This window comes from Erwinia sp. JH02, assembly GCF_013074405.1.
In the GTDB taxonomy this organism is placed as follows: Bacteria; Pseudomonadota; Gammaproteobacteria; order Enterobacterales; family Enterobacteriaceae; genus Erwinia; species Erwinia rhapontici.
This window is the reverse complement of record NZ_JABANZ010000001.1, coordinates 833,787-847,014: the sequence shown is the minus strand read 5'-3', so window position 1 is coordinate 847,014 and position 13,228 is coordinate 833,787. Positions and strand designations below refer to the sequence as shown.

The following is a 13,228-nucleotide window of genomic DNA, read 5'->3' as shown; positions in this document are numbered from 1 at the left end:
CCTTGGTGTTAATCGCGTGGCGGGAGAAAACGGGCAGAATCCGCCATGGAAAAGAGTAATGTGGTCTCTTGAGGTGAACCCACCCATACCGCCACGGCGCTCAGATTATCTGTTTTTGCGCTACGGTCGATGGCTTTTTGCATCAGCGCCAGCCACTCGGCAGGGGAATTAACCATACGAAGCGCCTGCTCCATCTCGGCGGGCGTCAGGTTACTCCAGAAACCATCCGTGCAAATTAAAAATGCGTCACCATCTTCCAGCGCCATCACTTCGCTGTAACCATGCGGACTCGCGGTATCAGCACCCAGGGCGTTATACAGTAAATTACTGTTAATTCCCGTATTTTCGTAACCTGCATCCTGCAACTGCTGTACCAGACTGTGGTCGCGGGTGACGCTATGGACGACCCCGCGACGGAAGAGATAGACCCTGCTGTCCCCGGCATGTACCCACCAGGCGTGCAGGGCATCACGGTTAATAAACAGCGCAGCCAGCGTGGTGCTCATCTGGTGAAATTTCGGATTAATCTCCTGCACATGGCGAATAGCTTGCTCGGTATTGTCTATCAGCGTAGCCGTATGCTCGGGGTGCAGGGGCGCTTCGCCGTCCAGCTGACCAAGCAGGGTATCGCGGGCAATCTGCGCGGCCAGTTCGCCACCCGCACTTCCTGCCACACCATCGCAGACCATAAAGCAGGCACTGTGTTGCCCCAGCAGGGCGCCAGTGGTGTCTTGATTGCTTTCACGCTGGCCGATCTGGCTGGTGGCAAAATAATTGATATTCATGCATCTTCCGGGGGAGTTTGCGAATCTTTATATTGATTAACTTCCACATCGTAAGCGTGCAGGAATGCTTCACCAAACAGGGTGTGGAAGTCATCCTCAATTTCCCCCGCGGTCTGCTGATAGTGGCGCATAAAATAGTCCCAAAGTGCCGCTTTCTTCGTGCTGCTCAGCGCCAGACGTGGCACCACGCCATCGCGACGGGCCAAATCTTCCAGCCGCTGCGGATTAAAGGATTGCAACATTGCGGCAATAATGGCGCGAATACCGGCGATCATCCCCAACTGGTGGGCCTGTAAATCGACCAGCGCATCGCGTACTGCCTGCTCCGGTGGCATAAAGCCTGGCATCTGGCTCTGGTAAATCTGCATCAATACGGTTTTACCGGAGGGGAGGATCTTAAAGGGATTATTCGCCTCATTAAGGATCATGGTCATCTCTGCCTTAACCCCGCGCTTGAGGATCGAGCGTGACGAGAGCAACGCAACCGTTCCCTGTGAGAACAGGCTCAGCATACGCCCGGTGGTAAGCATCTGGTCTTCAGTTAGTGGGGTTTTCTCCAGCGTGGTATCCAGCCCCATACCGTCCAGCAGGGCGGCCAGCAGACGCTGTTCACGCGAGCCCTCAGCACTGCTGTCATGAGCGCCAGCGGGCGCATCGTGACTGACCGGATCGATGCCCAGTCGGGCCACCGTCTGGCGCGCCGATCGCAGCCCAAGCGCCTCGGCAGTGAGGCTTTCCATCTGCGGCACGATAAGGTCATCAGCGGTGTGCTGCATTCTTAAGGGATCGTCATTGCTGCCATCATCGTCAGCAAACAGCGACAGCGGATCAATATGTTGCTCTGTGGGGACCGTAACGCGCTGCGGGTCGCTGACATCAATCTGATAAGGGCCAATGGCTAAGGTATCGCCGTGATCAAGCATCACCTGGCTGCCGCGCATCAGTTCGCTGCCGTTGTGGATCACCGCGATCACACTGCCCTGGTTGGTCAGACGGCAGTCGCCGTTTGCCGCCACATGCACCAGCGCCTGTAAACGAGAGATTGCCCGGTCAGGGTCGGGCAGCACCAGATCGTTATCAACGCTGCGGCCAATCGTGCCGCCTGGTGGCAAAAAATCACAGGCGGTTACCGGAACATCGGCCTGATTCTGCAAAATGGTCAATCGCATGCGTTTTTCCTGCAATGAGGCACGAAGGCCTGATCACTCTATTCAAACATCGGCGGATAGAGTCCGTGACGGCCCGACAGCGATCCGGCTGCCGGATGAAATAACTGCGAAAACAGCTGAGCGGTCAAATTACCGCTGTGCTTATGGCTGGCAAGCGGATAGCCATCGCTCTGATTAGTCCACCAGTAACTGGTGTACTGTAAGGGGTCAAAGCGCGTGGCGACTTCCCGCCAGGCCAGCGTACACGGCAGATCCTGATAGCCAATCACATCCATAATATCGGAGCGCCCGGTGTCCGGTAACGACAGCGGTGGGATGCCCCGCAGCGCCTGTTCCAGCCAGTCGGCGGAGTGCATCTGTTGTATGGCCTGATTCATCGTGGCGCCCAGCTCCTGGAACCATTCCCCGGAGATGGACAGCTGAGCCGGGTGCCAGGCTTTTACCGGCACGCTCTGAATAACCAGCAACGGCCATGCGCGCCCGACTCTGTCGCGCGACGGCATCATGCAGCCGATCTGCACGCGTTGTACGCCCAAGGTGGCGGGCAGCGCGAAATTCCATATCGGCGCGCGGCTGAACGGGTCAGTCGTTCCGTCATGATGGTGATGCCAGTGCGCCAGCCCAAGCTGAAACCAGTGCGACCAACTGTCAATCAATGCCTGCGGCATCCGGCGCAGTAAAAAGTCGCCTGCCGTAGGAAGCTTGCCATACCATCCCAGGTCATTTTTTACTGCCATGACGACGACCTTCTCAGTGAGCTGCGGTGAGTTGTCTGACCATCAGCGCGTTATCACGCATATAAGGCGAACTTAGTATCTGACGATCCAGTAACTGACTTAAATGCCAGTCCAGCTGCTGGATTTGCTGTGTCGTGACGCTGGACGGCAGGCTGCGTTGCAGATTCTGCATCACCCAGCCGCGCAGGAACTCGCCGTCATAGCTGCGCGGCTGGTACAGCATCTGATAAGCGCGCAGGGCATTACGGCTGAACTCAGCATCTTTGCCGTCATCATTGCGTAGGGTTTGTGCGATGGTCTGCGCCACACGCGGCAGCAACAATGCTCTCAAAGCCCCCTGATACAGGCCCCAGGTCGCCTCACTGATCTGGTCCCCCCGGTACAGTCCGCCACGCAGGCTGAGCGGAGGAGCATTCAGTGAAAACTGGCTGCTTTCAGGTAATGCCACCAGACGGTTTAAGAAGGGTAGCAGATCCAGGATGTTGCCGTGATTATTGCCGGTCAATTGCACCGCTTCCCGCGTCACGGCAGGTAAGCGTGTGGACACCTGTTCCAGATAGTGCTGATTCTTATAATAGCTGGTGATCCACAAGGCTGACGCCGCCACTAACGCCACGCCGAGCACCGCATAGCCTGCCCGGTGTAGCAGACGGTTGCGCTGTTCCCAGGAGCGATCGCTGCCCGCCAGGCGGCGCTCTTTAAACACCACATCGCGCAGCAGGCCGTGAATAAAGTAGCTCTGTCCCTTATTCGCCGGGATCGGAGCGCTGCGATTCACACTGTCCCAGCTGGCAATCGACTGCCCCTGAGGTTGTGGCAGTTGCAGCTTGCGTGACAGTTCGCCCATCACCCGGTCAAACGGCAAGCCTTCTTGTGTCCCGCTGGTAAAGAACAAACCGCGTGCAGCCCAGGGTGTTTCGCTGTTTTCCGGCGAGAAAACAATATCCAGATATTCAGCCAGAAGGGGACGCAGCGCGCTGAACTCCTGAGGAAACTGGAAACATTCAGCACGCAGGGTAAGGTCGCTTTCCTGTGCCATTTTGTCGCTGAGATCGGCCATCAGCCGGGATAAAAGGCACTGAAACTGCTGTTCAAATTGAGCGTGAAGTCGGCGATCGCCCAGGCCTGGCTCCCAGGGGAAAGTGAAGCCCCAAATCTGTTCACGTTGCTGCTTATCCAGCCGGGCGAAGTAACGCATAAAACCTTTGAGCAGGTCGGTTTTGGTCACCATGATATACACCGGGAAGGGGATACCGGTTTGCTGGTGTAATTCTGCCATGCGCTGGCGTAGCGCCGTGGCCTGCGCATGGCGTGCCTCTGCTGAGTCGCTCAACAGCTCCGCCACGCTGATGGTCATGATCACGCCATTGATGGGCTGGCGCGGGCGATAGCGCTTTAACAGGGTGATAAAGGTTTGCCATTCGCTGGCATCGCGTGCGCGCTGGTTCTCTTGCAGGGTATAACGCCCGGCAGTATCCAGCAGTACGGCCTCGCCGGTAAACCACCAGTCGCAGTGGCGGGTGCCGCCGATACCGCGCAGCGCGCTTTTCCCCATCGCATCACTGAGCGGGAAGTCGAGGCCGGAATTAATCAGTGCTGTGGTTTTACCGGCACCAGGCGCACCGACGATCAGATACCAGGGAAGCTGATAGAGATACTGCGCGCTGAAACGCTGTAGCCAGCCTTTACGTTTGCCAAACTGGGTTTTCTTTAACAGCATCGCCGCTTCACTGAAGCGGTTATTGAGCATTTCACCCGTAGCCTGTAATTCCGCGTGGTCGATATTGCTGAGTTGCAGGCGGGTCAGCAACTTGCTGTTGAACCAGGCGCGGTAAAGCTGAGGGATAAGCTGAAAGAGTATCCACAAAAAGTAGCACAGACCGATTAACAGCTGGCGATTTAATGGGCTGTCCAGCGACTGGAAACGGGTAAAAGGCAGCAGCGGTCCCACCATCCAGATCAGGGCAGACAGCGCGGTAACACCGACCAGCCCCCATAACAGGCGGCTGGAGAGCAGTGAAAAGAAAGTCTTCAGCATTAATTTTTCCCCGGAGTGTGGCTGTCGTCTGACTCAGGGGCAGCGAACAGGGTGATTTCAACGCGGCGGTTCTGCGCGCGATTTTCGCTACTGTCGTTCGGTAACAGTGCACCGCTATCACCCCGGCCCTGTGCGCGCACGTTGATGCCTGGCTGGGCGATCAACTGCGCCATCATGTTGCTGATGGCGCGCGCCTGGGTGGCAGAGTATTCATAGTTTGAGGGAAAACGGCTGGACAGTATCCGCTCGTCATCCGTATAGACGCTGACCAGAATGGTCCCTTTGGCGGACTCCATCGCGGTGGCCACGCGGGCAATCAGCGCACGACCTTCAGGAGACAGCACCGTCGTGGATGGCGCGAATAAGCGATCGGCCGGCAGGATGACTTTACTGCCGTTGGCGCTGTCGGTGACATCAACCTTACGTTCGGCAATCAGATCGCTCAGACGCAGGCGTAAATCGAGCAGGGCCTGCGGAGCTGCACCGCGCTGTCCTGCGACCACTTTTGGCAGCGGCGTTTGCCAGATCTGCCGCAGTAGCGGTTCTGCTGCATTGCCCAGACGCCAGTTGAGACTGGAAAAAATCAGGCAGCCAACAAACGTGGCAAGAGAGATACAGACCCACAGCGGCACAGGTGGGCGCCACAGCGTATTTTGCCCGGCGGCGACGACCGTTTGCAGAGGCGGCGGTTCCTGTTGTCCACGCGTTTCCTGGATAAGCTGTGCGAGGCGGGTACGTACGGCATCCCGTTGCAGGCGGCCGTTATCCATGCTGCGATAGCGACCCTCATAACCCAGCAGTAAACAGAAATGGATCACTTCCAGTAGCCAGAGATGCTGGGTGGGATTCTGGGAAATGCGTGCGAGCAGCTGAAAGACTTTTTCGCCGCCCCAGCTTTCATTATGGAACGTGACCAGCAAACCATTGCCGGACCAGACGCCGCGGCTGCCCCAGGGGGTTTGTGCTGCGGCTTCGTCCAGCACCGCGCAAAGTGTATAGCGGGCACCAATAATCATTTCAAACGGCATGCCCGTCTGTTTGCAGCGTGTTTCGAACTGGCGTATTTCATCGATCAGCTGATGGCGTAAACCGGCCGGATCGTCATGGGTGGCCGCCAGACGAATTTGTACAATGGCATTGAGCAGCGGAGAGGCCGCTGTTACCAGGGGATTGTCTGGGCTGACCGGTGTGGCTGGGTCAACGGGAAATTCCGACGTCATCAGGATGTGTTAATCTCGGCTGTGTGCCAGCAGGCAAATAGGGTCAACTTCACCGTAGAGTGAATAAAACGCTTTTGCTGCCATCCGTGGCAACGGTGAGGCCTTATCCGGCGCGCTTACTCCAGAATCCAGGTCGCCGTATTATTGTTGCGGCAGGCTTTGCTCTTACCGCCAACATCGACGCACACTTTCTTGCTGTTTTTACGCGGGCGCGGGCGGTCACTGCGCAGTGTGGCATCGTACATATCGCTCTTCACCCCAGCTTTCAGCGGCACGTAGCCAATCAGCTGTTGCTCATCAACGTCAGCAATGGCGAACCAGCGGTTCTCCACTTCACCCAGCACCAGGAACGGCTTACCGTTTTCCAGATAGCGCACCACTTTGCCACTATAGTCGGGACGGGTCATGACAGACGCATTATACAGGGCGCGATAATTCTCATTCACTGGAGTGAAGGATGCGGGGGCTTTCACCGCATAGCGATGCGTTAACGTTACGCCATCAACAACGCTGCTGACGACGGTGTCATCAGTGACAGGCGGTGGAGGCGCTTTGCATCCCGCTAAAGTGAGCACGGCCAGCAGGGTAAACGCGATGCTAATTTTCACATTGGTCCTCGTGAATATCATCTATAAATCGGGTTCTTTACAGACGCGACAGGGCGGCATTAAACGACGCCATATCGTGTTATTAAAAGTCAATTACCCTGTACGTTCCAGGAAAAAATCTCACAGGTTTACATAAAGATAATTCTCATGTCAGTTTACCTGACGCTTTTGGGAATGGAAACCATTGCAGGAGCCTGTTGAACATGTTATCGGCCTGCTATAAGCGTGACAGAGTTTGCCTGAAAGGTGACAAAACGGCAATTTGATTAGCGTCAATAATCGGTATTCCGCTCTGCGCTATGGTGGTTGCTTAGAAACCACACGCTGGCTGACTATCACGTAATTGAATGAATAAATATGACTAATTGATTCCGTATCACTCCAGTAAACAGGCACTATGCCTTTTTTCAGTGAAATGCCAGTCAGGTTCGTCGCGCCATCCCGGCACGGTAATTGCTTAGCCAGACCTTTTGAATGCTAGCGGAGTTAAGTCGATGACAGATCATTATCCTTCTGCGCTGGCGTATCTTCTGGCATCACGGCAGCGGGAAATCGCCAGCCTGCGCTCCCTTTTACAGAGCGGAAGGCTGACAACGGAAGTCAGTCAGTTGATTCATGAGATTCAGCGCGAACGGGGAGCAAGCAATCTGTGGATTTGTTCTCAGGGGCAACTGTTCAGTGACGAGCTGTCGCAGTGCGGATGCCGGGTCACTCGCAGCCAGCAAGAGGTGATGACCCTGCTACCGGCCGTGCCGGATGACAGTCAGGAGGGGCCCGCATCCAGCCGTCTCTACAGCCGTATTGCCACCGCCTTGCAGGCACTGGGGGAGCTGAGCACGCTGCGGAAGCAGGTGCGGACATTGCAGTTGACCCAGGCCGTTGTCATGGAGCAGTTCAACCATATTATCCGCCAGTTGCTGAACCTGGTGTTTGAAATGGTGGATACCGCTTCGGACCCCGGTGTTTCGCGCGTGTTAATTGCCATGTTCAGCTTTATGCAGGGTAAAGAACTGGCCGGGCAGGAACGGTCTATCGGCGCGGCAGGGTTTGCTTCCGGGCAATTTACCCCGGCGATCAGTCAACAGATTGTAGCGTTGATTGATGCCCAGGAGCGCTGTTTTAGCCATTTTACCGGATTCGCAGACGAAGAGAGCCTGCAACGCTGGCAGCAGGTGGCGCAGAGTGAAAATAATATCGAGCGGTTAAGGCGTATTGCCTGCACGACTGCACGAACTGATGAGCAGGGCGCGGCAATGGCGCTGGGCTGGCATCAGTCTTTGAGCCAGCGGATCGATGGGCTGAAAACGGTGGAAGATTGTCTTGCTCGCGCCCTGATGCAGCGCTGCCGCCAGAGTATTGCTGCGGCTGAAGCTCAGCGGGATATCACCCCGATCGACCTGCAACAACAGATGCAAAAAAGTGCCCGTGAGCCGGCCTGGAGCGTCTTCATCGCTGGAAATGACGGACGGGCACCTGTTTCGTCAGGCACGCAGGAGCCCGGTGGGCTGACACCTCAACTGGGACGGTCATTACTGGCGCTGATCCAGCAGCAGTCACAGCGGCTTCAGGATCAGGATAATGAGCTGGCCGCCATGCGAGCCAGTATTGAGGATCGTAAGCAGATCGACCGCGCCAAAGTGTTACTGATGCAGCACCACGGCTACAGTGAAGAGCAAGCCTGGCAGGCGCTACGTAAAATGGCGATGAATCAGAACAAGCGTATGGCGGATATTGCCAGCGCACTGCTGGCGGTGGCTTCTGCATTTGCGTCTCAGGACAACTAAGCGTGTGCACAAAGATTGTGCACCTTTTGCTTCACCGCAGCGCACAACGACGTGCCTGGCGGCGAAAGCCGCGCTTAACGTGCGTAGTCGAAAGCTAAAGTACTGATCGCACAGCGGCATATAAACAGCTGTACCGGACCCGGTTCTGGCACAGTGTTTGCAAGTTATCTTGCAGTTGTTAAGACAAAATAACATGCATTTGTTCCACCAATGGCGGTGCAACGAGTGCTTTGGATAAAGGCGTCCAACCGCATGCATTACGCATGTCGGTGGACGCCTTTTTTTATGGTTTTTTTCAGGGCAAGGCAATGATGAGCAAAGAACAGAGCAACGTACCCGTGGTGAATACAGCGGTTGAGGCAGCAGATAAACCCACGCTGGTGGTGATTGGGCATGGCATGGTCGGCCAGCACTTCCTTGAGCAGATGGTCAGCCGACAGCTACAGCAGCAGTTCCATATTGTCGTGTATGGCGAAGAGCGCCATGTCGCTTATGACCGCGTGCATTTATCGGAATACTTTGCCGGGAAAGGGCACGCGGAACTCTCCCTGGTCCCCCCCGGATTTATTGAACAAAGCGGCATTGAACTGCGAACCGGGCGGCAGGTGGTCTCTATCGATTGCCAGCGGCGGCAGGTGCACGAAGCAGATGGTCGTGTTCAGGCGTACGACCAGCTCGTGCTGGCCAGCGGCTCCAGCCCATTTGTGCCACCGATCCCCGGCAGCGAACACGCGTCCTGTTTTGTTTACCGGACGCTGGACGACCTGGATTCCCTCGCCGCGAAGGCCACCGGGTCGACGCGTGGTGTAGTGATTGGCGGGGGCTTGCTGGGGCTGGAGGCGGCCAACGCACTGCAAAAACTGGGTCTGGAAACCGCGGTGGTCGAGCTTTCCTCGCGGCTGATGGCGGTGCAGTTGGATGAGGGGGGCGCTGCGATGCTGCGCCGGAAAATCGAAGCACTGGGGGTTGCTGTTCATACCGGTAAGCAGAGCCAGAGCATTGACGCTCAGGAAGATGGCACGCTGCGGCTGAATTTTGCCGATGGCAGTGCCCTTGAGACCGATCTGATACTGTTTTCGGCCGGTATCCGCCCACGCGATCACCTGGCCGCTGCGGCAGGCCTGATGCTGGGCGAACGCGGTGGCGTGGTCATAGACGATTGCTGCCGGACGTCAGACCCAGCCGTCTGGGCCATCGGTGAGTGTGCTGTATGGCAGGGGCATCTCTATGGCCTGGTGGCTCCCGGCTATCAGATGGCGCGCGTGCTGGCGGCAACGCTGGCAGGAGAAGCCGTGGCATTTAGCGGGGCGGATATGAGTACTAAACTCAAGCTGCTGGGAGTCGAGGTGGCATCGATGGGGGATGCTCACGGAGAAACGGCGGGCAGCCAGAGCTATTACTGGACCAATGAACCCCGGGAAATCTATAAAAAGATTGTCGTTTCGGCTGACGGTAAAACGCTGCTGGGCGGCGTGCTGGTCGGTGACAGCAGCGAGTACAGCCTGCTGCTACAAATGATGCTGAACGGCATGGCGCTGCCTGATGCCCCTGAAAGTCTGATCCTGCCGCAGAGTGCCGGGGCTCCGTCGAAAGCGCTTGGCGTGGCGGCTCTGCCGGACAGCGCGCAGGTCTGCTCCTGTCATAACGTGACCAAAGGGGATATCTGCGCCGCGGTCAAAGCAGGATGCAGCGATATGGCATCGCTGAAAGCCAGCACCAAAGCGGCCACGGGCTGCGGCGGCTGTGCCGCGCTGGTCAAACAGGTCATGGAGTACCAGTTGGCGGATCTGGGCGTAGAAGTGAAGAAAGATATCTGCGAGCACTTCCCGTGGTCACGTCAGGAGCTGTACTCACTGATTCGCATGGGCAATATCAAAAGCTTTGAAGAGTTGCTGGCGAAGCAGGGACGCGGCAACGGCTGTGAAATCTGTAAACCGCTGGTGGGATCGATGCTGGCCTCCTGCTGGAATGACTATCTGCTGACGCCCGCCTTGTTACCCCTGCAGGATACCAACGACCGTTATTTTGCCAATATCCAGAAGGACGGGACTTATTCGGTTGTACCCCGGATGCCGGCCGGTGAGGTCAGCGCAGAGGGGCTGATCGCCATCGGTGAAATTGCGCAAAAATACAATTTGTACTGCAAAGTCACCGGGGGCCAGCGTATCGATCTGTTTGGTGCCCGGCTGGAGCAGTTACCGGTTATCTGGCAGGCGCTGGTGGACGCAGGTTTTGAAACCGGGCATGCGTACGGCAAATCGCTGCGCACCGTGAAGTCCTGTGTCGGATCGACCTGGTGCCGCTACGGCGTGCAGGATTCAACCGGTTTCGCGACCCGGCTGGAAAACCGTTACAAGGGGCTGCGAACCCCCCATAAGTTTAAAATGGCCGTATCGGGGTGCACGCGCGAATGCGCAGAGGCCCAGAGTAAGGACATTGGCGTGATTGCCACCGACAAAGGCTGGAATCTGTACGTCTGCGGCAATGGCGGGATGAAGCCGCGTCATGCCGACCTGTTTGCCAGCGACCTGGATGCAGAAACACTGGTGCGCTATGTCGACCGTCTGCTGATGTTCTATATCCGTACTGCCGATCGTCTGCAACGAACCAGCGTATGGATGGATAACCTTGAAGGGGGGCTGGAGTATCTGCGTCAGGTGGTGATGGATGATGTGCTCGGGATTGCTGCCGAACTGGAGCAGGAGATGCAGCGCGTCGTTGACCGCTATCAGTGTGAATGGCAGACCACGCTGGCCAGCCCCGATCGTCTGGCGCTGTTCCGTCGCTCGGTAAATGACGTGCAGCCCACATCGCTGTGGAATAAGGTCTGCACCCTTAAGGAGATCCCCCCGCAGGCCGGGATCGGCGCGCACCTCGGCTCACAGGCGATAGCCCTGTTCCGGCTTGATGATACGGTTTACGCGCTGGATGACCATGAACCAGGAACGGAAGCCAATGTGCTGTCGCGCGGGCTTTTGGGGGACAGTCAGGGTGAACCGCTGGTGATTTCGCCGTTATACAAACAGCGATTCCGACTGAAAGACGGACAGAGCCTGGACAATCCGGCGCTTTACCAGCGCTGCTGGCCAGTGAAAATTGAACAGGGGCTGGTCTGGGTTGCCAGCACGCCGCTGGTTCAGACTCCGGGCGACACCGCCCTGACAGTATGAGGCCGAAAATGACTGTAAAAATACCTGCTCTTGATCGTTTGCTGGCCGGGGGCTTCCCCCCCGGCCAGCAGGGAGATGTCTGGCTGGTGGGGGCCGGGCCGGGAGCCGTGGACCTGTTGACGGTGCGCGCGCTGCGTCTTATCGAAAAGGCTGAGGTGGTGGTCTGCGATCGGCTGGTCGGGCCGGATATTCTGGCACTGATCCCCCCAACGGCACTGAATATTGACGTGGGAAAAACGCCGGGTTTTCATGGCATGAAGCAGTCACAGATCAACCAATTGCTGGTGGATCTGGCCCGTGCCGGGCGGCAGGTGATCCGTCTTAAAGGCGGCGATCCCTTTATTTTCGGCCGGGGAGGGGAAGAGATGCAGTGGCTGCAACAGGCGGGAGTGACCTGCCATATTGTGCCCGGCATTACCGCCGCTACCGGCTGTGCGGCCGCCACTGGCATCCCGCTGACGCACCGCGACATGGCCCAGTCGGTGCGCTTTATCACCGGTCATGGACGTGACGGCAAACCCCAGCTTGACTGGGAAAGTTTACGTGATGCCCGCCAGACGCTGGTGTTTTATATGGGATTAACATGGTGTGAGGCATTAAGCGAGCAGATGATCCGGCACGGACGCGATGCGCATACGCCGGTAGCGATTATCGAGCGGGGCACACGTCACGATCAGCGCACCCATATTACCCGCCTTGACCGGCTGGCGCAGACGGTAGCGGAACGGCAGCCACAGTCACCGGGCCTGTTGATTGTCGGTGACGTGGTGCGTTTATACCGAACTGACGCCGATCAGGGCGCCACCAGCACCTTCACCCCCAGTGCTTCAAAGGCGTCAATAGACGCCTGAGTAATGCCGCTGTCGGTGATCAGATACTGGATTTTGCTCCATTCGCAGGGCAACGCAAACATCGACACCTTGTCGATTTTACTGGAGTCAGCCACCACGTAAACGGTGTTCGCAGAGTGGATCATGGCGCTTTTCACCTTGATATCCGTCTCGCTGGGAAAACTCAGACCGAGGCGGGGAGAAATGCAGGCCGTGGCGAGAAACAGCTTCTCCGCCAGCACGTTTTCAAAAAAACTGGCGGCCTTTTCACCTGACGTCGACAGGGTGGGGAACTTAAAGGTGCCGCCGGTCAGCAGGATATTAATCCCCGGCTCACCGCCCAGCTTCAGGGCAATATTCACGGCGTTGGTCACCACCGACAGGCGCCGGATGTGATTCATATGATTGGCGATCGCCGTCGTCGTGGTGCCCGAATCGAAAATGACCGTATCGCCGTTTTCGATATGCTGTGCCGCCAGACGCCCAATGGCATCTTTTGCGTCGAGATGGGTTTGCCGTTCCAGCAGCAATGCGCCGGTATTTTGCTTACCTGTAATCAATGTTGCACCGCCGTGATAACGCTGCACATACCCCTCTTTTTGCAGCATACGCAGGTCGGTACGGATAGTGGCTTCGGTCAGTCCGAAAGTCTCCGTCAGCATTTTTACCGTGACGGTGCCATCCTCACGGATCATCTCCAGGATCTTTTCCCGCCGTTGCTGCATATCAGCCAGTTGTTCATTTTTGCTTTTCAAGTCAATCACTCCCTTTGCCTGAATGCGGGTTGCCTGCCCCGTCAGCCGGGCTGTTGCGATAAATAGTAACCCTCGTCCGCATCAATTGCGAGATCTGCGAAAGTGACTTTCAATTTTCGAATGAAAGTCAAA

The 13,228-nt window shown here is 56.9% G+C and carries 9 protein-coding genes and 1 pseudogene; 3 read left to right on the top strand and 7 right to left on the bottom strand.

Annotated features, from left to right (window positions below):
* Positions 1–8: 8 nt before the first annotated feature.
* From HHI26_RS03950 to HHI26_RS03925, 6 genes are all read right to left on the bottom strand, one after another.
* Complete coding sequence (locus tag HHI26_RS03950) at positions 9–785, bottom strand: PP2C family serine/threonine-protein phosphatase (protein ID WP_159337238.1); 777 nt, start codon at positions 783–785, stop codon at positions 9–11.
* Complete coding sequence (tagH, locus tag HHI26_RS03945; protein ID WP_171148632.1) at positions 782–1,954, bottom strand: type VI secretion system-associated FHA domain protein TagH; 1,173 nt, start codon at positions 1,952–1,954, stop codon at positions 782–784. The genes HHI26_RS03950 and tagH overlap by 4 nt, the downstream gene beginning before the upstream one ends.
* Positions 1,955–1,992: 38 nt before the next feature.
* Positions 1,993–2,691 carry a type VI secretion system-associated protein TagF gene (gene tagF / locus HHI26_RS03940; protein WP_159337236.1) on the bottom strand — a complete coding sequence of 233 codons (699 nt, stop codon included), beginning with the start codon at positions 2,689–2,691 and terminating at the stop codon, positions 1,993–1,995.
* 13 nt (positions 2,692–2,704) lie between these two features.
* Positions 2,705–4,729 (bottom strand): type VI secretion system membrane subunit TssM, encoded by a 2,025-nt coding sequence (tssM, locus tag HHI26_RS03935; protein ID WP_133845384.1) that lies wholly within the window; start codon positions 4,727–4,729, stop codon positions 2,705–2,707.
* Positions 4,729–5,949, bottom strand: coding sequence for a type IVB secretion system protein IcmH/DotU (gene icmH / locus HHI26_RS03930; RefSeq protein WP_171148631.1), 1,221 nt, complete (start codon positions 5,947–5,949; stop codon positions 4,729–4,731). The genes tssM and icmH overlap by 1 nt, the downstream gene beginning before the upstream one ends.
* 116 nt (positions 5,950–6,065) lie before the next feature.
* Positions 6,066–6,578: an SH3 domain-containing protein gene (locus HHI26_RS03925; RefSeq protein ID WP_133845380.1), complete on the bottom strand. Its 513-nt coding sequence runs from the start codon at positions 6,576–6,578 to the stop codon at positions 6,066–6,068.
* Between the two features lie 473 nt (positions 6,579–7,051).
* Between HHI26_RS03925 and HHI26_RS03920 the strand changes: the two genes are divergently transcribed.
* The 3 genes and pseudogenes from HHI26_RS03920 to cobA all read left to right on the top strand — a co-directional run bounded on the left by HHI26_RS03920 (position 7,052) and on the right by cobA (position 12,362).
* On the top strand, positions 7,052–8,341 hold the full coding sequence (locus HHI26_RS03920) for a nitrate- and nitrite sensing domain-containing protein (RefSeq protein ID WP_171148630.1): 1,290 nt from the start codon (positions 7,052–7,054) through the stop codon (positions 8,339–8,341).
* A gap of 368 nt (positions 8,342–8,709) precedes the next feature.
* A pseudogene (gene nirB / locus HHI26_RS03915) lies at positions 8,710–11,511 on the top strand (nitrite reductase large subunit NirB); the annotation flags it as partial.
* Positions 11,512–11,519: 8 nt separating this feature from the next.
* Entirely contained in the window at positions 11,520–12,362 is an 843-nt protein-coding gene (gene cobA / locus HHI26_RS03910) for a uroporphyrinogen-III C-methyltransferase (protein ID WP_159337234.1), read from the top strand.
* Here cobA and HHI26_RS03905 read toward each other — a convergent pair.
* Positions 12,305–13,096, bottom strand: coding sequence for a DeoR/GlpR family DNA-binding transcription regulator (locus HHI26_RS03905; RefSeq protein WP_159337233.1), 792 nt, complete (start codon positions 13,094–13,096; stop codon positions 12,305–12,307). The two genes, cobA and HHI26_RS03905, sit on opposite strands and share 58 nt — an antisense overlap.
* Positions 13,097–13,228: the final 132 nt, after the last annotated feature.

Coding starts and splice junctions, on each gene's coding strand:
- tagF (WP_159337236.1), bottom strand. CDS start 2,691: ATGGCAGTAAAAAATGACCTGGGATGGTATGGCAAGCTTCCTACGGCA.
- tssM (WP_133845384.1), bottom strand. CDS start 4,729: ATGCTGAAGACTTTCTTTTCACTGCTCTCCAGCCGCCTGTTATGGGGG.
- cobA (WP_159337234.1), top strand. CDS start 11,520: ATGACTGTAAAAATACCTGCTCTTGATCGTTTGCTGGCCGGGGGCTTC.
- icmH (WP_171148631.1), bottom strand. CDS start 5,949: ATGACGTCGGAATTTCCCGTTGACCCAGCCACACCGGTCAGCCCAGAC.
- HHI26_RS03925 (WP_133845380.1), bottom strand. CDS start 6,578: ATGATATTCACGAGGACCAATGTGAAAATTAGCATCGCGTTTACCCTG.
- tagH (WP_171148632.1), bottom strand. CDS start 1,954: ATGCGATTGACCATTTTGCAGAATCAGGCCGATGTTCCGGTAACCGCC.
- HHI26_RS03950 (WP_159337238.1), bottom strand. CDS start 785: ATGAATATCAATTATTTTGCCACCAGCCAGATCGGCCAGCGTGAAAGC.
- HHI26_RS03920 (WP_171148630.1), top strand. CDS start 7,052: ATGACAGATCATTATCCTTCTGCGCTGGCGTATCTTCTGGCATCACGG.